General features: G+C 63.6%; 16 protein-coding genes and 1 pseudogene. 11 read left to right on the forward strand and 6 right to left on the reverse strand.

What is annotated here, in order from left to right; all coding sequences use genetic code 11:
• Nucleotides 1–89: 89 nt before the first annotated feature.
• From MSTE_RS14375 to MSTE_RS14390, 4 genes are all read right to left on the reverse strand, one after another.
• A complete protein-coding gene (locus MSTE_RS14375) occupies nucleotides 90–299 on the reverse strand; it encodes an MbtH family protein (RefSeq protein WP_096502178.1) in 210 nt (69 codons plus the stop codon).
• A 79-nt stretch (nucleotides 300–378) separates the two neighbouring features.
• Nucleotides 379–1317, reverse strand: a complete 939-nt coding sequence (locus MSTE_RS14380) for a methionyl-tRNA formyltransferase (protein ID WP_096502180.1) — start codon at nucleotides 1315–1317, stop codon at nucleotides 379–381.
• Between the two features lie 181 nt (nucleotides 1318–1498).
• A complete protein-coding gene (locus tag MSTE_RS14385; RefSeq protein ID WP_096502182.1) occupies nucleotides 1499–3079 on the reverse strand; it encodes a DHA2 family efflux MFS transporter permease subunit in 1581 nt (526 codons plus the stop codon).
• Between the two features lie 29 nt (nucleotides 3080–3108).
• Nucleotides 3109–4023 carry an SDR family NAD(P)-dependent oxidoreductase gene (locus tag MSTE_RS14390; protein ID WP_096505895.1) on the reverse strand — a complete coding sequence of 305 codons (915 nt, stop codon included), beginning with the start codon at nucleotides 4021–4023 and terminating at the stop codon, nucleotides 3109–3111.
• Nucleotides 4024–4307: 284 nt separating this feature from the next.
• Between MSTE_RS14390 and MSTE_RS14395 the strand changes: the two genes are divergently transcribed.
• The 4 genes from MSTE_RS14395 (at nucleotide 4308) to MSTE_RS14410 (ending at nucleotide 6903) form a co-directional block, all read left to right on the forward strand.
• On the forward strand, nucleotides 4308–4817 hold the full coding sequence (locus MSTE_RS14395) for an SMI1/KNR4 family protein (RefSeq protein WP_193442096.1): 510 nt from the start codon (nucleotides 4308–4310) through the stop codon (nucleotides 4815–4817).
• A gap of 174 nt (nucleotides 4818–4991) precedes the next feature.
• Nucleotides 4992–6071, forward strand: a complete 1080-nt coding sequence (locus tag MSTE_RS14400) for a M48 family metallopeptidase (protein ID WP_162291431.1) — start codon at nucleotides 4992–4994, stop codon at nucleotides 6069–6071.
• Between the two features lie 15 nt (nucleotides 6072–6086).
• Entirely contained in the window at nucleotides 6087–6470 is a 384-nt protein-coding gene (locus MSTE_RS14405) for a hypothetical protein (protein WP_096502186.1), read from the forward strand.
• A gap of 64 nt (nucleotides 6471–6534) precedes the next feature.
• The gene (locus MSTE_RS14410; RefSeq protein ID WP_096502188.1) at nucleotides 6535–6903 is read left to right on the forward strand and encodes a GatB/YqeY domain-containing protein; all 369 of its coding nucleotides are present in this window, start codon (nucleotides 6535–6537) and stop codon (nucleotides 6901–6903) included.
• Here MSTE_RS14410 and MSTE_RS14415 read toward each other — a convergent pair.
• Nucleotides 6898–7566, reverse strand: coding sequence for a TetR/AcrR family transcriptional regulator (locus MSTE_RS14415; protein WP_096502190.1), 669 nt, complete (start codon nucleotides 7564–7566; stop codon nucleotides 6898–6900). The two genes, MSTE_RS14410 and MSTE_RS14415, sit on opposite strands and share 6 nt — an antisense overlap.
• Nucleotides 7567–7673: 107 nt before the next feature.
• Here MSTE_RS14415 and MSTE_RS14420 point away from each other — a divergent pair, with 107 nt between their 5' ends.
• From MSTE_RS14420 to MSTE_RS14450, 7 genes and pseudogenes are all read left to right on the forward strand, one after another.
• The gene (locus MSTE_RS14420; protein WP_096502192.1) at nucleotides 7674–9176 is read left to right on the forward strand and encodes an MFS transporter; all 1503 of its coding nucleotides are present in this window, start codon (nucleotides 7674–7676) and stop codon (nucleotides 9174–9176) included.
• 37 nt (nucleotides 9177–9213) lie between these two features.
• Complete coding sequence (locus MSTE_RS14425; protein ID WP_096502194.1) at nucleotides 9214–9783, forward strand: GNAT family N-acetyltransferase; 570 nt, start codon at nucleotides 9214–9216, stop codon at nucleotides 9781–9783.
• 160 nt (nucleotides 9784–9943) lie between these two features.
• Nucleotides 9944–11992: pseudogene (locus tag MSTE_RS14430) on the forward strand (hypothetical protein); the annotation flags it as partial.
• Between the two features lie 131 nt (nucleotides 11993–12123).
• Complete coding sequence (locus MSTE_RS14435) at nucleotides 12124–12711, forward strand: class I SAM-dependent methyltransferase (RefSeq protein ID WP_162291650.1); 588 nt, start codon at nucleotides 12124–12126, stop codon at nucleotides 12709–12711.
• A 254-nt stretch (nucleotides 12712–12965) separates the two neighbouring features.
• A complete protein-coding gene (gene car / locus MSTE_RS14440; protein ID WP_096502198.1) occupies nucleotides 12966–16529 on the forward strand; it encodes a carboxylic acid reductase in 3564 nt (1187 codons plus the stop codon).
• A 53-nt stretch (nucleotides 16530–16582) separates the two neighbouring features.
• Nucleotides 16583–20140, forward strand: coding sequence for a carboxylic acid reductase (gene car, locus MSTE_RS14445; RefSeq protein ID WP_096502200.1), 3558 nt, complete (start codon nucleotides 16583–16585; stop codon nucleotides 20138–20140).
• A gap of 91 nt (nucleotides 20141–20231) precedes the next feature.
• Nucleotides 20232–20732, forward strand: coding sequence for a nuclear transport factor 2 family protein (locus tag MSTE_RS14450; RefSeq protein ID WP_096505899.1), 501 nt, complete (start codon nucleotides 20232–20234; stop codon nucleotides 20730–20732).
• Here the strand turns inward: MSTE_RS14450 and MSTE_RS14455 are convergent.
• Nucleotides 20729–22471: an N-acyl-D-amino-acid deacylase family protein gene (locus MSTE_RS14455; RefSeq protein WP_096502202.1), complete on the reverse strand. Its 1743-nt coding sequence runs from the start codon at nucleotides 22469–22471 to the stop codon at nucleotides 20729–20731. The two genes, MSTE_RS14450 and MSTE_RS14455, sit on opposite strands and share 4 nt — an antisense overlap.
• Between the last annotated feature and the right edge of the window lie 29 nt (nucleotides 22472–22500).

A 22500-nucleotide genomic window follows, 5' to 3' on the forward strand; every position in this document is an offset into this window, starting at 1 on the left:
GAGGACGACGAACTCCCTACTTGGGCCTGCATACTGGCGTCTGAAATGTCAGCGTTGAGATGACTTGTCGCGCTGGGCGAACACGTCCTCTACGCGAGTCGTTGGCGCAGGTCCTTCGGCCGGATGTCGGGCCAATGTTGGTCGATGTATTCAAGACATGCCGCGCGGCCCGCGTCTCCGTAGACCACGCGCCAGCCCGCCGGTGCATCGGCGAATGATGGCCACAGGCTGTGCTGCTCCTGGTCGTTGACCAGAACGAGAAAACTGCCATTGTCATCGTCAAAGGGGTTGGTTTGCATCGATTTTCCTCATCATCACGATCTGAAACGCGACGGCGCTGCGAGCCTGCCGAGCAGCACCGGTTCTATCGCCTCGAGATTAGTTGTGGCTGTTGAGATATCCCCCGCGTCGGAAGTACTCGTGGCCGCTGCGCTCGTTGCCGTCCGCGTCTCGGATACGGGTGATCACCAGCCCACGATTACCCACGCGGTAGGCATCAGAGCCACACACCACCACTCCGCCTTCTTCCTGCACGATCACCCGCCCCGGCGTACCGCCATAACGCGCCTCGGAAATCCGCGCCTCCAAAACCTCGATACGCGCACCGTCATAGAACGTGAACGCCCGCGGATACGGATCCGATAGCGCCCGCACAAACCGCTCCAGATCCTCGGCCGGCCAACTCCAATCGATCGCGCTGTCACGCTCAGAACGCTTATGGCAATACGTTCGCTCCGCCTTGTTCTGCGGACGCCACAACGCCTCACCAGATTCCAACGCACCCAACGCCTCAGCCAAAACCCCCGGAATCAGATCCATCCCCCGCAACACCAACTCGGTACCCGTATCAGCCGGACCGATCGGCAGCGAATGCTGCACCAAAATGTCACCGGTATCCAAACCGCTATCCATACGATGCACCGTCAACCCGAACTCGGACTCACCACTGATCAACGACCACAAAACAGGCGAAAACCCAGTGAATTTCGGCAACAACGAATCATGGAAATTCAACGTGCCATGCCGCGGAAAATCATAGAGCTCCACCGGCATCCGGTTATACCAACTATTGACCACAATGACATCGGGCTCGACACCCTTGACCAATTCAATGGTTTCAGCATCCACCCGCGTCGCCAAATGCACCGGAATACCGTGCTCACGCGCAAGCTCATCAACCGGCGCCGACCAAATCGCCTTATACGCTTCCTCACAGGAAGGATGCGTAACCGCAAGCACCACCTCATGCCCCAGATCGATCAACGCCTGCAAAGTCCGGTAACCCCAGACCTGATACCCAAACGACACGACGCGCATTACACGACCCCTTAGCTCTTAAGCGCTGGTCAGGGGCTTGAGCCCACAATTGAACACCACTGGCAGATCAGCTTAAGGGTTTTCTCAGGTTATGCAAGCCTTCCCTAAGCCGCGCAAGGACCCTAACACCCCGTCGCCGGCCGCCCAATTACCCGCGGGTGAACAAGAAGCGCCACACACCTCAGGGGTTGATATTTACCACCACTGCCCGCGGTAGAAAAATCGCCGGGATAACAGTGACTACCGCTAATGCGACAGCCACGAGAAATACCGTTGTGTACGCGTGCAAGAGCAATTGAGATGCATCACCCGCAAAATCTGAATGCGAGTTCATCGGCGAGCCACCCGCTATTCCACGGCTACCGGTTTCACTACCCGATACCGCCAGCGGATCCCGCTCGATTCCACCTCCAGCGCGATTGAATTGATTGGTCAGCAGCATTGCCATCAACGCGGCCCCAACCGAGCCCCCTACTTGGTCGTTGACGCTCAGCAGCGTGGTACCGCGCGCTACTCGCGCCGGTGCCAGCGACTGGACACACGCCGCCGAAAGCGGTGTCGATGTGCAGCCGACACCCATCCCCATGATCAGTAATCCGATCAGCAATATCTCCGAGTGGCCCGCGGGCTGCGCGACGCCGTACGTGAATACCCCCAGGCCCACCGCGATCAGGGGCAGCCCGATCAAGACGATCGTGCCCGGGCCACGCTTGTCCATGAACACCCCCGCCAGAGGCACGGTCAGTACGAGACCGATTCCCATGGCCACCATGGACATCCCGGACTGCATCGGTGTCTGATGCAGCGCCACCTGAAAGTAACTCGGCACGAGCAGTCCGGCCCCGACAAACGTGGCGGCGAAGGCGAACTGGGTGATATTGGCCCATCGGACCACCGGGTTCTCGAACAGCCCCAGGTCGATGAGCGGGTAGGACGCACGGTTCCTGGTGTGCACTACGAAGGCGAAAATCAATGCAGCGCCGATAGTTATGGGTAGCAGGACATGCAGGTCGGCGAGGCTGTCGCGCCCGGGTATCGCCAACATGCCGGCAAGCAACGCGGCCACCCCGGGTGAGAGCAACAGCGCGCCGATGACGTCGAGTTTCTCGGAAGGCTCGGGACGATCTTTCGGGAACATAAGCGCCGCCAAGAGAAATGCACTCAATCCAATCGGCAGATTGATCAGGAAGATCCATTCCCAGCCATAGATGCCGATCAGCCATCCACCCAGGATCGGCCCACCGATCGGGCCCAGCAAGAAGGGAATCGCCCCTATCGCGACAACACGGCCAAGGCGCTTCGGGCCCGCCTCTTGGGTCAGGATCATGAAGCTCAGGGGCATCAACATGCCGCCGCCAATACCCTGAATTACACGGAAGACGATGAGCAGCAATATGTTCGGCGCTACTGCGCACAACAGCGAGCCAATCGTGAAGACCAGGACCGCGCCCAGGAACAGTCGCTTGGTGCCGTACCTGTCGGCTGCCCAACCGCTCATCGGAATCACCGTCGCGAAAGCAAGCATGTAACCGGCGATGGTCCAGGAGACCATGGCCTGACTGGCCCCGAATTGGGCGACGAACGTGCGTTGGGCAACGGTGACGGCCGTGCTGTCCAAGAAGGCCATCACACCGGCCAGACCGCATATGCCGGCGATCCGGAGTAACGAGGCGTCCAGCTTGTCGGGGTGGGCGGGCGTGTCCACACCCGGCCGCTCAGCAGGCCCGCTCGGCACCGAGAGGGTCGTAGGCACGCTGTCCATAAGTCGGCGAGTATATCGACGCGAAGGACTCAGTTGGGGTCTACCACCAACCGGCCCGACACCACTTCCGCAGCGGTATCCGCACCCCTGCCACGGCCGGAATACCAACGGTAGTAATCGCTCTGCACTCGGCTGACGATCCCGGGGAGGATTCGGTACGAATCCCGGTACAACATGCCCAGGGGGTTGTTGACCTCACGACTCTGCCGTCTGATCGCATCGACGACCATGTCGACGCCCTCCTCCAAAGTCAGCGACGCGTATTGGCTCCAGTCGGTCGGGGCGATCATGTCCGTCGTGACAAGCGGTAGGTGCACGTTAGTGACCCGAACTCCGTCGGCTCGGCTTTCGATGTCCGCGATACGCAGCACCGCGTCCATCGCTGCCTTCGATCCGACATAGGCGGAGAATTCGGGGAGGTTACCCAGCACACCGATCGACGAGCTGTGCACGATATGCCCCGAGCCACGGGCGCGCATACCCGGCATCAGGCGCAGCACCAAGCCCACACCGCCGAGGTAGTTGATCGCCACCGTCCGCTCGTAGTCGTGCAGCCGATGCTCGGACTCCGCGAACGACCGCATGATCGACCGCCCCGCGTTCAGCACCAAGATATCCGGCGCCCCAAAGCGTTCGAGTACCTCGGTGGCCACCGCTGCCGCGCCGTCACCGGTCGACAAGTCACCGGAAACGGCGTGCGCGGTTCCGCCTCGCGCCGTGATTCCCCGCACGACGTCGTCGAGCTCGTCGGCCCGGCGTGCGGTGACGATCGCGATCGCCCCGGCCTCTGCGACCCTCTCTGCCAGTCGCCGCCCGATCCCGCTGGAGGCGCCGGTGATCAATACCGTCCGGCCGCTCACACGCTCGGCCAGCGAGGGAGTCCACAGGTAGCTGACCCTGACCGGCTTCGTAAGAACATTGATCATGTGCCTGACGGCCCGCATCGGGTCTCCCATAATTCGTGTGCTGCTGACTGTTTCGCGTTACGCCGAAGGACCGCGGCGTCTCGAACCATGGCAATGATGGTGTTGACATCACCTGTTGTCAACATGACGTTCGCCTGGCCAGTTTGGGCATCTCACCGTCGTACTGTTTGCTATCGTTTCCGATAGGTGCCAGCCCTAGGGGTCGTATGCGATTCAGCGCGACAGTCTTTCTCCTCACGGCACTCCTGTGTGCGTGCGTGTCCCCCAGTAGCTCAGCCCGGCACGACCAATGGTCCTCACTCGTGGCGATGCTCGCCGACCAGCAGAAGGCCCTGCACGAGAAGGACCCTGTGTACGACCTTCCCGGCCCGCTCCAGCCGGCAACACGCAAAGACATCCGCGTACAGGAACGCCAGCGGGGCCTGTACCTCGACGCCGATCACCGGGAGCTGCTCCAGGTCTCCGACGGCCTGCGCTCCTTCTGCGGCTTCGATGACTTGTTCTCATTCGCGGACTCGATGCCCGGCTCGAAGAACTGGGAGGGCATGAAGGCGTACATCGAGGGCGCGTCGCTGACTCCCGAATACTTCGGCGCCCACTCCTTCAACCAACTGATTCCCGTCCTCGGCACCGAGGACGATTACGTCATGACCATCGCCGTTGCCCACTCGTACTTCAGTGATGAACCCGGCACCGTCTTCGAGCTCGGCGGTGACGGTCCCAACGGGATCGGCCAGTACCCGACGTTGATGGACGCGGTGAGGAGCAAGTCGGAGTGGTACCAGAAGGAGCTGCGGAGCAAGAACGGATAGCCCTGGCGGGAACCAAAACGAATGCACAATCGTCTGACCTGACAAGAAGCACTTCCGGGGGGACACATGACATCGGCGCCGGCGTTGCCTGCACGGCATCCGCTAACAGCTGCCGCATATCCTGATTTCGCCGGATCCACGCGCTCAATAAGGTAACCAGATAGGTTGAATATCATGTCCGATCTGCCCACCCGCACCTATATCGAGTTTCCCGGAATCAGCACCCGCGCCTGGGAACACCCTGCAGACCGGGCCGCTCTGCAAACATTACGCAGCCTCAAGGGCTTCGACACCGTCCTCAAGGCGCTGGCCACACTGTTGCGCGAACGCCAGCATCGGCTGATGTACCTGGCCACCGCCATCCGCGTCGACGATCGTCAGTTCAGCTCGCTCAATGACACCCTCAATGATTGCGCCCGCGTCCTCGACGCCCCCGAAATCCCCGAGCTGTACGTCATTCAAGGGCCGTACGCCAACGCGTTCACCATCGGGATGGACCGACCATTCATCGTGCTCACCTCCGGCCTACTGGACCTAATGAATGAACAGGAGCTGCGCTTCGTCGTCGGCCACGAACTCGGGCACGCACTGTCCGGGCATGCCGTGTATCGCACAATGCTGCTGCACCTGATGCGGCTGGCCGGGAATCTCGGCTGGATGCCGATCGGCGGGTGGGCGCTGCGCGCCGTCGTCGCCGCGCTCATGGAATGGCAGCGCAAGTCCGAGCTCTCCGGCGACCGCGCCGGAATGCTCTGCGGGCAAGACGTGGATACCGCGATCCGCGTGGAGATGAAGCTGGCCGGCGGGTCACGCCTCGACGAGATGGATACGCAGCGCTTCCTGGCGCAGGCCGCCGAGTACGAGCGCACCGGGGACATGCGTGACGGCGTGCTCAAATTGCTCAATTTGGAATTGCAATCGCACCCCTTCTCGGTGCTGCGGGCCGCCGAACTGACCAAGTGGATCGACCGCGGCGAATATGGCGCGATACTCGGCGGCAACTACCCGCGGCGCGAAGACGACGCACAGTCCGATTTGGGCTCTGATTTCCGTTCCGCGGCAAGATCATACAAAGACAATTTCGATTCGTCGGCCGATCCGCTGATCTCCGCACTGCGTAACTTCGGGTCCACCCTCGATGGCGTCGTGAACGTCGTCGGGCAAGGGGTCAACGATGTCGCCAGCGACGTGCGCCGCCGATTTTCGCAGTGGCGCAACAACTCCGACGATGAGCCACGCGATGGCGACGCCTGACCTCGGGCACCAACCGTGAACGACCCGAACTACATGAACTTTTTCGTGGAGCGGGCCACCTCCGATGCGGCGGTGCTGGCGGCCTGCACCAGGGCAAGCGGATGTGCACTGGAGTCAGACGGCCACACCATCGATGATCCGCAGGGATATGTTCAGATCACCGAATACACAGAAGGATTCAGGATGGGGCTGTGCATCATCGCGGCGCCCGACGTGCCGGTGACCCGGTCCCACGAGGCGGTGGCACAGGCCATCGCTCGTGAACTGCGCCAGCGGGTGCTCTTCGACATCGAGGATCCCAGCACCGATTCGGGTGAACGATGGATCCTCGCGATGCCCGACGGCGCGGTCTCGACAGTCGACATCGTGGAGTACGAGGACGGCGTCGGCCTCGCCTGACCACAGTGGCACCGTCGGATATTCGGTGGCCGATGCCGATCATCCTCCATAGGCTCCAGATCCCATGACATCGTTCCACGACCCCTACGTGCTGCGCTCAACCATGCGCGCAGATCTCTCCGTAGCGATGAAGACCCGCAACAGCCGGACCGTCAGCGCACTACGGACGGCGATCGCCGCGATCGACAACGCCGAGTCGGTGGACGACACGGCCCAGACAGTGCGGGACACCACTCATATCGCCGGTGCGGCAAGCGGTCTCGGATCAGCGGAAGCGGCCCGTCGAGTGCTCTCCCCCACGGATGTTCGCGCGATTCTGCGCGCGCAGATCGACGATCGGGCCACCGAGGCCGCACGCTACGACGTGCTCGGCCAGGCCCAGGCAGCGGCGCAGCTGCGTGAGGAAGCGGCGATCATCGCCGGCTATCTATAGCGACGCGTAGCGCCGGGCAATGCCGTCGCACAGGATCTCGACACCCTTGACGATCACCTCGCGCGGATTGGTCACCTGCGGCAGGTCACCCACCCCCACCAGCGCGGCCAGTCGCGGGGACTCCGGTACACCGACGTTGCCATCGATCAGTTCCGACAAACCCGAAAAGTCCGTACGTGCGCCCGGGGAGACGAGCTGCCCGCCGACCGCACCCAGGCCGACACCCTGCGAATAGCTCCACACCTGAAACGCCAACTCCGCCGCCTCGGGCACGGGTACCCCGAGGTGGCTGAAGGTCTCCAGTAACCAGTCGAAGCACACCAGGGTCTCGGGTTGCATGCCGTTGCGCGGCACCGCGTACGCCAACAGCACCCAGGGGTGAGTGCTGTACAGATTGAAGTCGTACTCGACGGCGACGCGTACCCGCGTACGCCAGTCCGGGTCGCCCATCATCTCTTGGGGGTAGGCGAACCGCCGGGTGACCTCAGCGGTCATCTCGACCAGTAGCGCATCCTTGTCGGCCACGTGACGGTACAGCGACATCGCTCCCACCCCGAGGGCATCGGCGATCTTGCGCATGGAGACACCGGCCAAGCCATCCGAATCGGCAATCGTAATGGCCTTGGCAACAATCGATTCCAGCGTCAGACGCGGATCGGTCACAGCGCTCCTGTCATAACTCGATTGACCACCTTCGCCAATTTGCGTACAGTGTACCCAGTCTACTGCGTACGCCGTACGCACACAAATATCATCCGGAGCGATACCCCATGACCAGCTGCAAGAGCACAGCGACCGAAAACGCGACGCCCGAAGGCGCCCGCGCTGGACGCCGTACCTGGTTCGGGCTCGCCACCCTGCTACTGCCCGTGTTCCTGGTCTCCATGGATGTCTCGGTGCTGTTCCTGGCGATGCCACGGCTGTCCGAGTCACTCAACCCGACCGCGGCCGAACAGCTCTGGATCCTGGACGTGTACGGATTCCTACTCGCCGGCCTGCTGATCACCATGGGCAATCTGGGTGACCGGTGGGGGCGTCGGCGCCTCATGCTGTGGGGGGCGACGCTTTTCGGCCTCGCATCGGTGATCGCGGCGTTCGCACCCACACCACTGACCCTGATCGCGGCCCGCGCGCTGATGGGCATCGGTGGAGCCACCCTGCTGCCTGCCAGCCTGGCGCTTATCGGTGTCATGTTCCCCAATGCTCGCCAGAAGGCCCTCGCGGTCGGCATCTGGGCCGCAGCCTTCTCCTTCGGCGCGGCGGTCGGCCCCGTCATCGGCGGCATGCTGTTGCACCACTACTGGTGGGGCTCGGTGTTCCTCATCAACGTCCCGGTGCTGATCGTGCTGCTGCTCACCGCGAACGCGCTCATCCCCGAATACCGAAACCCGGTCCTGGAGCCGTTCGATCTCGCCGGCGTCGCGTTGTCCATGGTCGGCATCATGACCTTTGTCTATGCCGTGAAAGCCATGGCCACACATGGCTTCTCGCCTGCGGTGGCGATCACCGGAGCGATCGGCGTACTGACCCTCGCGGTATTCGTCCGCCAGCAGATGCGGAATCCTCATCCGCTGTTGGCACTCGACTTGTTCCGCAATCGGACCTTCACCGTGGCGATCGTCGGCACCATCGCCGCGATGGCCACCTTCGGTGCGTCTACCTACCTCACCGGGCTCTACCTGCAGTCCGTGCTCGGTTTCGACGTGCTGGCCGCCGCGTTCCTGGGACTGCCGATGGCACTGACCGTCGCCTACTTCTCGATGGACGCCGCACGCATCGAGCGGCTGCTCGGCGAGCGCTGGACATTCGTGACGTCTCTGCTGGCCATGGCCGTGGGCAATGCGGTACTGCTCGCGCTGGGCCCACATGGGCCGGTCGGCGTCTACATCGCGGCAACGGTGATCGTCGGTGCCGGAGCCGGCGTCATGTTCACCTTCGTCTCCGCGGTGGCGCTCAATGCCGCCCCGACCGAGCGCGCCGGGCAGGCCACGGGCATCTCGGAGATGAGCTTCGAGCTCGGGACTGCCTTCGGGCTCGCGCTGTTCGGCGCCCTCGCCTCGGCGATATTCGCCGCACGCACCCACGTGCACGAGACACTCGGGCAGGCGATGGCGCACGCCAAGGATCTCGGCGGCGAGGCTGGTGCCGCCGCGGCCGAGCTCGCCAGAACCGGATGGACCGACGGAATCCATGCGGTCGCCGGGATGTCGACACTGCTCCTGGTCGCCACCGCGCTGGCGGCCGCCCTCGTGATGCGTCACACCGACACCTGATCGGGAACCTTCGGCGCCCCGGGCTCGTAGAACACATATGACCCGCGAGATCCGAGACATCGACTCCACCAATGAAGCCGTTGCCCACCGCGTGATCGCGACGGCGTTCGCAGAGGATCCCGTGGTCCGATGGGTGAACTCCGACCCCCGACGAGACGTGGCCACCTTCCGTGGCATCTCGCTGACGCTGCACGGCTCCGGCCAAGGCGAGTACCTGCTCTACGAGGACGGCGTAGCGGTCGGAGCCGCACATTGGGATCCTCCGAGCTGGGAGCCGCCCGCCGCACAGCGGATGCGGGCCATCCCGCTGCTCCTCGGAGCGATCCGGCTGGGTGTGGTGCGTGGCGTTGCCCTGGCGCGTGCCGCTGCCGCGGTCCGGCCCACACACCCGCACTGGTATCTGGCGACCATCGGCGCCGCCATCCCCGGCAAGGGCATTGGGTCCGAACTTCTCAAACACCAGATCGACCAGATCGAGGGACCCGCATATCTGGAGAGCTCGAACATCCGCAACAACCCGCTGTACGAACGCTTCGGCTTCACGGTGGTCGATGAGATCAAACCGGTGGCCGACGGCCCGACACTGTGGGCGATGTACCGAGACTGATTGCGTCCCAACATCGCTGACGGCAGACATGCAGGACTACTGAGAATCGGTAACGACCATGACTACCCTGGCGATGGAATACCTAGAGTTCGGTATCTATTAGTGCTGATAGTTGTCCCCGCCCGACGTGGCAGGGGCGCCGGTAGTGCAGAGGGTTGACATGACGATTGTTCCGCCTCCCGTCGAGGACACGGCGATGCGGGCTTGGGAGAACCCCGAGGAAAATCCCGAACCGGCCGACCGGTGGGGCAAGTACGTGCCCGGCGAACCGCAGCTGCGCGGGGCGGCCTTCGGGACGCTGATCGGCCTGCTGGTCGCGGTACTTCTGGGCGCGGCCTACGGTGCCGAACCCGGCGATTCGCTGTGGGCATTGAACAAAACCGTCTTCGCCGGCCACTCCCAGGACGTCGCGATACGTGCCGTGGTCTCCCCACTCAAGAACGCTCAGGACATCCTGAGCACCGGCAAGCAACCCTCCCCCGATCAGCTCACCGAGGCCCGAACCTCGCTCAACGAGGCCAAACAGGGATTGGAATTCATCTCCGCCTCCAACGAGCGCACCACGCTGCAGAACCTTTATCTGCAACTGACTCAGCAGCTACGTCAGTACACCCCTGAACAGGCCCAGCAGCTTCCCGCATTGCCCGCGCCTCCGGAAGTGAATACCGACGCGAACCTGGCTGCCAATGTGGGACCCGCCGCACCGGCATCACCGCCGCCGAGTTGGGGATATGCGGCCGCAGCTAGCGCACCTGTCGCCAATGCGCCGCAGGCTTACTCGGCTCCGCCGCCGCCCGGGATTCCGGTCGATCCCGTCGCCGACTGGCCGGCTCCGCTCGCCCCACCGCTGACGCCCAACCTGCTCGATCTGGGCGGCTACGACCCGTCGTGGTCACTGCTGTACGGATACAACGTCCTGGACTGGTTCAACTGGGGCCTATCCGGTTTCAACCGATACGGATACGACTTCATGGGGTTCGACCGGTGGGGTTATGACCGGTGGGGCTATGACCGCTGGGGCTATGACCGATCGGGTTACAACTGGGACGGCTACAACTGGTCGGGCTACAACCGTGACGGCCGCGATCGTGACGGGCGCAACGAGTGGGGTCAGTTCCGCGACGACGACCCCCGCGACCAGGGTTGGTACGACAGGTACCACCCGTATCGGCAGTACTACGACTGGAAATTCCAGAACACCAACCCCGTGTACAGCCGCAACCTCTGGGACCAGTCCCATGGAATCAACCCCGCTCAGTACCGGGATTGGAATCTCAATCGGGGTTGGGACAACCCCTTAGAGCGTGACTGGTCGCCCGTGGCCCGCATCACCGATCGCCCGGCCCTGGCCGAGCCGGTGGTGAACCTCGATGCGTCCCTGGCGCAATTCCTGACCGAGGACAAGTCCGCCCGCCCGTCGCAAGACCTCATAAAAGACCTCTCGACCAAGTCGGTCCGAAACTTCAGTAAGGAACTCGCAGCCCCGGCTCCGGCTCCCGAGAAGTCGCCGACATCGACATCACCCGTCGACGTAAAGCCTTCCGCTCCACCGGTATTGACTGTGCCTGCACCTACGGCGCCACCCAAGCTGGTGCCGGAGGACTTCACTCCCCCGTCGCTGCCTACCGTCCCGCCCCTGACTGCCGCACCATCCTCGGAGCCACGTGCGACCACCGGCACGACGAGCCCGGCACCGTCGACCGAACCGTCACACGAACCGGCGCCGACATCGGGGCCTTCGGGCAGCGTCACCACCAGTGCACCGGCTCCCTCCACCACGTCTGCGGCTCCGGCGCCCACCACGAAGGATGAGACGTCCGCGCCGGTGAGCACGCCGGCCAGTCCGACTCACGAGACACCGGCGACGTCTACGCCACGTCAAACGGTCTCCACCCCACCATCGGTGACGGCCGAGCCGTCCGCCGCGCCTGAGCCCACCAAGCAACGGAGCACGCCGACGTACGAAGCCCCATCGTCCGAGGCACCCGCGCCGCGGACGACAGAGCCTGCCCCGCAGCCGACCGCCGAGGCTCCGGTGAAGCAGACACCCGTCGAGCAAGAGACACAGCCGTCGCGCGCATCAGCGCCTGAAACCGTGGCACCCACCCGCGAAGCGCCCACGCGGGAGGCTCCGACCTACAGCACCGCGACGCAGGCACCCAGTGCGGGCGGCAGCAGCGGTGGTGGCGGATACGGCAGTGGCGGTGGCGGTGGCAGTAGTAGCGGAGGCGGTGGCAGTAGTAGTGGTGGCGGTGGCAGTAGTAGTGGTGGCGGGCACCACTAGCGAGAGCCCCATCGCAGCACGAGTAAGGGTACCCTTATTCCATGCCTACGACATGGATGGACACCGTGGTACGCCAGGTGCGCCGGGTCGGCGACCTTCCGTTTCCACACCAGGCGGCATTCATTCTCGATAATCCGATTCATCGAAAGTTCGTGAATCCGGCCGGCGTGGCCGAGCGGTTGGCGCTACGGGGCGACGAACGTGTGCTGGAGATCGGCCCGGGCCCGGGAATCTTCAGCGTGCAGATCGCCCCGCGACTCCCTGCCGGCCACCTGGACCTTTTCGATGTACAGCCGGAGATGCTCGACAAGGTCAAACGCAAACTCGATCGGGCCGGACACCGGAACGCAGAATTTCACTCGGGCGATGCCGGCAATGGACTTCCCTTCCCGGACAAATCTTTTGACGTCGCCTTCCTCGCCAGCGTGATCGGCGAAGTTCCCGACAAAACGGCATGCATCCGCTCACTGCATAAGGCACTCAAACCCGGCGGGCGCCTGATCTTCCAGGAAATCTTCCTCGACCCCGATCGCCTCGGCATCTCCGAGCTGCGAGCCCTCGCCGAACCAGAGGGTTTCGACTTCACCTCTGCCACCGGAAGCCGGTGGCGCGACATCGTGGAGTTCACCCGAGCCACGCGCTAGACAGTCGTCTTCGCACGCCCCCAGGCAGCAACCACTGCCCGTACCGCCATGCCATCTTCCATGGCAGGTAGCGCACGGCCATGCCGCGCATCGCACACTTCCTGCGCAACCGCCTCACGGTCAACTCATCTGACGAGTTTGCGACCCCGACGATGGCGGCCGATTGTGAGGAATACCACATCTAGATATATCGTTAGTTTAGGTAATCTACTTTTCAGACTTCCAAAGAACACTCTGTTGATGTGAGGCTGCCCATGACCGTGAACAACGACACCGACCCGCAGCTGGAGCAGCTGACCCGTCGTATCGAGAATCTGCGCGAGAGCGATCCCCAGTTCCGCGACACCCTGCCCGACCCCGCTGTCGCCGAGCAGGTGTTGCGCCCAGGTCTACACCTCTCCGAAGCCATCGCGACCTTGATGACCGGATACGCCACGCGCCCCGCGCTGGGCGAGCGGGCACGCGAACTGGTCACCGACCATGACGGCCGGACCATCCAGCGTCTTCTCCCCCGTTTCGAAACCACCACATACGGTGAATTATGGTCACGGACAACATCCGTCGCCGCGTCGTGGCACCACGACCCAGCCCACCCGGTCAAGGGCGGCGATCTGGTGGCGACCCTCGGATTCACCAGCATCGACTACACCGTGCTGGATCTGGCGATCATGATTCTCGGCGGAGTGGCAGTGCCGCTGCAGACCAGCGCGCCGGCCTCACAGTGGACCACCATCCTGGCCGAGGCCGAACCCAACACCCTCGCCGTTAGTGTCGAATTGATCGGCGTGGCACTGGAATCCGTACTGGCGACCCCCTCGATCAAACAGGTCGTGGTGTTCGACTACACCCCTGAAGTCGATGCGCAACGCGAGGCGTACGAGGCCGCCGGGGCACGGCTTGCGGGAACCGGTATCGCCATCGAAACACTCGATGCGGTGATCGCCCGCGGCACCGACCTTCCCGCAGCCCCGCTCTACGCGCCCTCTCGGGGCGACGATCCGCTGGCCCTGCTCATTTACACCTCCGGCAGTACCGGTGCTCCGAAGGGCGCCATGCACAGTGAAAACATCGTGCGCCGCTGGTGGATTCGTGAAGACGTCATGGCTGGGACCGAAAACCTGCCCATGATCGGCCTGAATTTCATGCCGATGAGTCACATCATGGGCCGCGGAACCCTCACCTCCACCCTGTCCACCGGTGGCCTCGGGTACTTCGCCGCATCCAGCGACATGTCAACACTTTTCGAAGACATGGAGCTGATTCGCCCCACCGCTCTAGCACTGGTCCCCCGTGTCTGCGACATGGTCTTCCAACGGTTCCAGACAGAGGTGGATCGCCGCCTGGCCGGCGACCACACCGCCGATGCGGACGCGGTGGCCGCAGACGTCAAATCCGAGATCCGCAACAGCCTCTTCGGTGGCCGCGTGCTGGCGGTCATGGTGGGCTCGGCGCCATTGTCCGATGAGTTGGGCGAGTTCATCGAGTCCTGTTTCGAGCTGCATCTGACCGACGGTTATGGATCCACCGAGGCCGGCATGGTGTTCCGCGATGGAATTGTGCAGCGGCCCCCGGTCATTGAGTACAAGCTCGTCGATGTGCCCGAGCTGGGCTACTTCTCCACCGACCAACCGCATCCGCGGGGCGAGCTGCTGCTGAAGACGGACGGCATGTTCCTCGGGTACTACAAGCGGCCCGAGGTCACCGCGGGCGTCTTCGACGAGAGCGGTTTCTACATGACCGGCGATATCGTCACCGAGCTCGCGCACGACAACATCCGGATTGTCGATCGCCGCAACAACGTTCTCAAGCTGTCCCAGGGCGAGTTCGTCGCGGTCGCGACCCTGGAAGCCGAGTACGCCAACAGTCCAGTGGTGCACCAGATCTACGTGTACGGCAGCAGCGAGCGGTCCTACCTGCTGGCGGTCGTCGTACCGACACCTCACGCCGTCGCCGCCGCCAAGGGTGACGAGACGGCGCTCAAGGCGACCATCGCCGAATCCCTGCAGGACATCGCCAGAGAGCTCCAGCTGCAGTCCTACGAAATCCCACGCGACTTCATCATCGAGCCGCAGCCGTTCACCCAGGGCAACGGACTGCTGACCGGTATCGCCAAGCTGGCTCGCCCGAACCTCAAGGCACACTACGGCGATCGTCTGGAACAGATGTACGCCGACATCGCCGAACAGCAGGCCGCCGAGCTGCGCGCGCTGCACAGCGTCGATCCCGACAAGCCCGCGCTGGAGACGGTACTCAAGGCCGCACAGGCCTTGCTCGGCGTCTCGTCGGCCGAACTCTCCGCAGACGCGCACTTCACCGATCTGGGTGGCGATTCGCTCTCGGCCCTCTCCTTCTCGGATCTACTGCGGGACATCTTCGGCGTCGAGGTTCCCGTCGGTGTCATCGTCAGTGCCGCCAACGACCTCGGCGGTGTCGCGCAATTCATTGACGAGCAACGCCATTCGGGTGGCGACCGTCCCACCGCAGACACGGTCCACGGAGCCGGGCACACCGAGATCCGCGCCGCCGACCTGACCCTGGACAAGTTCATCGACGAGGCCACCCTGCGTGCCGCCCCCACGCTCCCGAGGGCCGTCGGAACCCCCCAGACCGTGCTGCTCACCGGCTCCAACGGCTACCTGGGCCACTATCTGGCACTGGAATGGCTTGAACGCCTGGACAAAACGGGCGGAAAGCTGATCGTCATCGTTCGCGGCAAAGATGCGCAGGCCGCCTACCGCCGCCTGGAAGAGGCGTTCGACACCGGCGATGCAGGACTGCTGACGCACTTCCGTGCGCTGGCCGAACAGCACCTGGAGGTACTTGCCGGCGATATCGGTGACCCGAACCTGGGACTGGATGCCGACACCTGGCAACGCCTGGCCGACACCGTGGACATCATCGTGCATCCCGCGGCCCTGGTGAACCACGTACTGCCCTACCGGCAGCTGTTCGGCCCGAATGTCGTTGGCACCGCGGAAATCATCAAGCTGGCGCTGACCACCAAGATCAAACCCGTCACCTATCTGTCGACGGTGGCGGTCGCGGCGTACGTCGATCCGAGCACCTTCGATGAAGAGTCCGACATCCGGCTCATCAGCGCGGTGCGACCCGTGGACGAGCTGTATGCGAACGGATACGGCAACAGCAAGTGGGCCGGTGAGGTGCTGCTGCGGGAGACACACGACCTATGCGGCCTGCCGGTCGCAGTATTCCGCTCCGACATGATCCTGGCCCACAGCCACTACACCGGCCAGCTCAACGTCCCCGACCAATTCACCCGCCTGATCCTGAGCCTGATCGCCACCGGCATCGCACCCGGCTCCTTCTACCAAGCACACGCGACAGGCGAACGCCCACGCGCCCACTATGACGGACTACCGGGTGACTTCACCGCCGAGGCGATCACCACGCTGGGCACGCAGGTGCCGGAGGGCCCGGAGGCGTATGTGACCTACGACTGCGTCAATCCGCACTCCGACGGCATCTCACTGGACAACTTCGTCGACTGGCTCATCGACGCCGGATATCCCATCCAGCGCATCGACAACTACAGCGACTGGTTCGACCGCTTCGACACCGCCATCCGCGGCCTACCCGAAAAACAAAAGCAGCACTCCCTGCTACCACTACTGCACGCGTTCGAGCAGCCGTCCGGCGCAGAAGACCACGGCGTCGTTCCGGCCAAGCGTTTCCAGCACGCGGTGCAGGCCGCTGGAATCGGTTCGGTCGGACAGGACGGCACCACAGACATTCCGCATCTGTCGCAGCAGTTGATCGTCAAGTACGCGACCGACCTGGAACAGCTCGGGCTCCTGTAGGTCCAGGTGAGCCCGCGCACTTACAGAATCCAGGGTTTCGTAAGCTGCCCGATATGACGATCGAGGCCACCGCTGCCACTACCAGGGAAGCACGTCGTCAGCGGTTGGTTGACCGTGTCAGGCGGCTCTTCACCGAGGATCCGCAGTTCCGGGCCGCCAAACCCGATACTGCGGTAGACGCCGCGGTCGCCGCGCCAGGTCTGCGGCTCGCCCAGGTGGTCGCCACCATCATGGACGGATACGCCGACCGGCCGGCCCTGGGGCACCGGGTTCAGGAGCTCATCACCGATGAGACAGGTCGGTCGACACTTCGCGCCCTGCCCGAGTTCGAGACCATCACCTACGGCGAACTGTGGGGCATGGCGCGCGCGCTGGCTTCTGCGTGGCATCACGACCCGAGCACTCCGGTGCGCGCGGGCGACTTCGTCGCGATGCTCGGCTTCACGAGCGTCGACTACACCGCGGTCGATCTCGCGTGCATCCATCTTGGCGCGGTGGCGGTACCGCTGCAGACCAGCGCGGCCGCATCGAACTGGACCGCAATCCTTGCCGAATCAGAACCTTCGGTGCTGGCGGTGAGCGCCGAGTTATTGGATGCGGCAATAGAATCAGCGCTCGTCACACCATCGCTGCGGCATATCACGGTCTTCGATTACCACCCGGGTGTCGATGCACAGCGCGACAGTGTCGAGTCGGCGCAACACCGGATAGCCGAGGCCGGCCTACCGATCTCGGTCGAGGTGATGTCTGCGGTGATCGGACACGGCCGTGCCCTCCCCGAGGCGCCGCTGTTCACCGCCGAGGACGGCACCGATCCGTTGGCGCTGGTGATCTATACCTCCGGAAGCACGGGCACACCCAAGGGTGCGACGTACACCGAGAAGATGGTCGCCAAACCATGGCTAAGGGCCGACACCTTGAGCTCCAAAGCCGAGATTCCGTTGATCAATCTCAACTTCATGCCGATGAGCCATGTGATGGGACGCGGCAGCCTGGTCACGGCCCTGGCCTGTGGTGGACTTGCCTACTTCGCGGCATCCAGCGATATGTCCACCCTGTTCGAAGACATCACCCTCACCCGGCCCACCGTGGTGACTCTCGTTCCCCGCGTGTGCGACATGCTCTTTCAGCGCTACCGCAATGAAGTCGAACGCCGTGCGGGAGTGGACGCCGCGGCCGACCTGGCCGCCCTCGATGCCGAAGTCAAGAGCGATATCCGTGAAAACCTCTTCGGAGGACGCGTTTTGACCATCGTCTGCGGATCGGCACCACTATCCGAAGAACTGGCAGCATTCATCGAATCCTGCCTGGACGCCCGCATCACCGACGGCTACGGCTCCACCGAGGCCGGAGTCATCGTGCGGAACGGACGCATCCAGCGTCCCCCCGTCATCGACTACAAGCTCGTCGATGTGCCCGAGCTGGGCTACTTCTCGACCGACAAACCGCACCCGCGAGGTGAGCTGCTGGTCAAGGCCGAGTCGGTATTCGGCGGCTACTTCAAGCGTCCCGACGTCACGGCCGATGTGTTCGACCCGGACGGTTACTACAAGACCGGGGATATTGTCGCCGAGCTGGAACCCGACAAGATCCAAATCGTCGACCGGCGCAACAACGTGATCAAGCTGTCGCAAGGCGAGTTCGTCGCGATCGCCAACCTCGAAGCCGAGTACGCCAACAGTCCACTGGTGCAACAGATTTGCGTCTACGGCAGCAGCGATCGGTCCTACCTGCTGGCCGTGGTGGTACCTACCTCCGAGGCCTTTGACCAAAGCCATGGAGACGACGAACTACTCAAACGCCTGATCGCTGAGTCACTTCAGCAGGTCGCACGCGAAGCCGAGCTGCAGCCGTACGAGGTACCGCGCGATTTCCTGGTGGAGACCGAACCCTTCACCGCCGCCAACGGCCTGTTGACCGGTATCGCCAAGCTGGCCCGGCCGAAGTTGCACGAGAAGTACGGCGCCCGCCTGGAACAGCTGTACTCCGATATCGCGAGTGCCCAGGCGCTCGAGCTGCAAGCCCTTCACGCCGCTGGGCACGAGGGCAAGCCGGTCCTTGAGACCGTGCAACGTGCGGTCACGGCACTGCTGGGCCTGCCCGTGGCCGAGGTGGGCCCGGACTCGCACTTCATCGACCTCGGCGGCGATTCTCTTTCCGCCCTGTCCTTCTCGGATCTACTGCGGGACATCTTCGGCGTCGAGGTTCCCGTCGGTGTCATCGTCAGTGCCGCCAACGACCTCGGCGGTGTCGCGCAATTCATTGACGAGCAACGCCATTCGGGTGGCGACCGTCCCACCGCAGACACGGTCCACGGAGCCGGGCACACCGAGATCCGCGCCGCCGACCTGACCCTGGACAAGTTCATCGACGAGGCCACGCTCCGTGCCGCCCCTGCGCTCCCGAGGGCCGTCGGAACCCCCCAGACCGTGTTACTCACCGGCTCCAATGGCTATCTAGGACGGTTCCTGGCCCTGGAATGGCTTGAGCGCCTCGACAAAACGGGCGGAAAGCTGATCGTCATCGTTCGCGGCAAAGATGCGCAGGCCGCCTACCGCCGCCTGGAAGAGGCGTTCGACACCGGCGATGCAGGACTGCTGACGCACTTCCGTGCGCTGGCCGAACAGCACCTGGAGGTACTTGCCGGCGATATCGGTGACCCGAACCTGGGACTGGATGCCGACACCTGGCAACGCCTGGCCGACACCGTGGACATCATCGTGCACCCCGCCGCCCTGGTGAACCACGTACTGCCCTACCGGCAGCTGTTCGGCCCCAATGTCGTTGGCACCGCGGAAATCATCAAGCTGGCGCTGACCACCAAGATCAAACCCGTCACCTATCTGTCGACGGTGGCGGTGGCAATCTCGGTGGACCCCAAGGTGTTCGACGAGGACTCCGACATCCGCACCATCAGTGCGATCAGGCCCATCGACGACGGATACGCGAACGGATATGGCAATGCCAAGTGGGCCGGTGAGGTGCTGCTGCGGGAGGCACACGACCTATGCGGCCTGCCGGTCGCAGTATTCCGCTCCGACATGATCCTGGCCCACAGCCACTACACCGGCCAGCTCAACGTCCCCGACCAATTCACCCGCCTCATCCTCAGCCTGATCGCCACCGGCATCGCACCCGGCTCCTTCTACCAGCCACACGCGACAGGCGAACGCCCACGCGCCCACTATGACGGACTACCCGCTGATTTCACGGCGTCGGCCATCACCTCCCTCGGCATCACGGTCGCGGCTTCGGAAAGCTTCCACACGTACGACTCGGTGAACCCGCACTCCGACGGCATCTCACTGGACAACTTCGTCGACTGGCTCATCGACGCCGGATATCCCATCCAGCGCATCGACAACTACAGCGACTGGTTCGACCGCTTCGACACCGCCATCCGCGGCCTACCCGAAAAACAAAAGCAACACTCCCTGCTACCACTACTGCACGCGTACCGGTATCCGCAGCACGCACACAACGGTGCATTCCTCCCCGCCATCAGATTCCGCGAGGGCGTCCAGGCCACCCAGAACACCGACATTCCCCACCTCACCCGGGACCTCATCGTCAAGTACGCCACGGATCTGCGGCAGCTCGGACTGCTGTAGACGCACGAATTTCTGTGCGCCGCTTTCAGTTCCGGATCGATACCGCCGAAAGCCCGGATCCGGAATGAACCGCGGTGTTAGGGTCCCCGCCATGGGACAGTGGTCACGCGACGAGCTGCAGAGCATGTTCGACCATCACCTTCGGGTGGTCGATGAGATAGGCCCCAAGGGCGAGTGGGCCAGGTATGCGGACCTTTTCGCCGCGAACGCCAGTTACATCGAACCGACCTATGGCACCTTCGAGGGTCGGGAGGCCATCCGCGAATCCATGGTCAAGACCATGTCGGAGTTCCCCGGGGCGGAGATGCCGCACTACTTCTCCAACTGGCATGTCGTCGACGAGGAACACGGCTGGGTCATCTGCGAGCTGGTCAACCGGATGAGGGACCCGGGCGACGGAAGTATCTGGGAAGCGACGAATATCAGCATCTTTCGCTACGCCGGCGACAACCAATGGGCCAACGAAGAAGATGTCTACAACCCGATGCAGTTCATGATGGCGATCCAGGGTTACGTGCAGCGCTGCAGCGAGCTGGGCTCGCTGTCCCCGGCGGCCCAGACCTTCGGAAAGAACATGGGCTGGCTCGGCTAGCTCGTGGCGAGGAACCTACCCGCCTTGACCGTACTGCCGAAGCCCTCGACGAAGGTGCCGTAGGAGTACACCCGCCGGCCACCGACGACCGTGGCTGCGATCGCCTTGTCGTTGCGGCACACCTGCCGGGACACCCCGAATTCATCCATGTAGTGCTCGTGGTAATCCTCCAGCGAATCATCAAGTCCCTCAGGGTCAATGACCGCGATATCGGCGGTGTCGCCGATACGCAACCGCCCTGCGTCCAATCCGTACCATTCGCCGAGCTCACCGGTGAGCCGATGCACCGCGGCTTCCAGCGGCATGAACGGCGTACCCGCCTCGCAGGCCTCTTTGACGCGCTTGAGTAAGCGCAGCCCCGCGTTGTAGAAGGACATGTTGCGCAGGTGCGCCCCCGAGTCGTTGTTACCCAGCTGGAAGTGGGGGTACTTGATGGCCTCGTTGAGCACATCGGTTCGGTCGTTGGCGATCGTGGTGTGCCAGCGCACCTTTCCCGGGTACTCGGACACCAGGTCCAGGAAGGCGTCCACCGGCTGCACTCCGCGCACGTCGGCCACCTGACCGAACGACTTGCCCACCACCGATGCATCGGGACACCCGACGATCTCGGTGTCGTACATGTCGCGGTTCCAGGCCACCACTCCGTACTTCTGGGCCATCTCCTTGCGGAACCGGCGACGATATCCCTCATCCTTGATCAGGTCGACGCGCTGGAGCTGATCACGGATATCCAACGCCGCCGTGCCCGAGGCGAACTCCTCAAAGATCACCAAATCCATACCGTCGGAATACAGATGGAAGGGCACCGCCAGGAGCTGGAAGTTCACCCGGGAGCGCAGCAGCGGGTTCAGGCCACCGGTGGCCGCCTTGAGAAGCTTGATCACCGACCTGTTGCTCTTCAGATCGAAGGCCGCCAGCAGCGTGGTCTTGAGCGAACGACGCCACGGGCGGGCACCGCTGAGCAGGAAGTGCATGACGGTCTCGGGCCGCTTCTCCACGTCGAGATTCGACTGCACCACGGCGCCCCGACGGCGCACCACGTCATACAGTGCGCCGTACTCGCGCCAGGTCGCGTAGGTGGATGGCAATTGCCGACCGGCGAACCGGGTGCCCTCAAGCTTGGAGAACCGCAGCCGATCGGTGGACAGGCCGACGAAACCCGCGTCGAGCGCATCGGACACCATCGTGCGCATCCGCGCCAGTTCCTCGGGTGTGGGGCGCTCGTCGTAGTCGGTCGCACGCGCCAGCCCCATGACCGCGGCACGGATATCAGAGTGTCCGATCAGCGTTGCAACATTGGCGCCCAACGGAAGTGACTCTATGAACCTGCGGTACCCGCGTGGCCCGTCCCAATCCTTGTGCTCCTTGAGCGCCGAGTGAACCGCGTCCCACGGCAGGGCCTCCACCCGGGCGAACAGATCTGCGACGTCCTCGGGGTCGGCGTACACCGCGGACATAGAGCAGTTGCCGTAGATGACGGAGGTGACGCCGTGCCGCACCGATTCGCCCAGCCCCGGGCTGACCAGCACCTCGGCGTCGTAGTGGGTGTGCACGTCGACCATGCCGGGAATGACCCACTTGCCGTTGGCATCGATGACCTCGTCGGCCTCGGCACCCGAAAGATCTGGTGCCATGGATACCACTCTGCCGCCTCGAACCCCGACGTCGAGCACTTGGCCGGGCGCACCCGTCCCGTCGAACACCAGGCCCCCGCGCACCAGCAGGTCAAATGTCGCCATAGTCGATCCACCTCATCCGATCAGCAGAT

Source organism: [Mycobacterium] stephanolepidis, assembly GCF_002356335.1.
Lineage (GTDB): Bacteria > Actinomycetota > Actinomycetes > Mycobacteriales > Mycobacteriaceae > Mycobacterium > Mycobacterium stephanolepidis.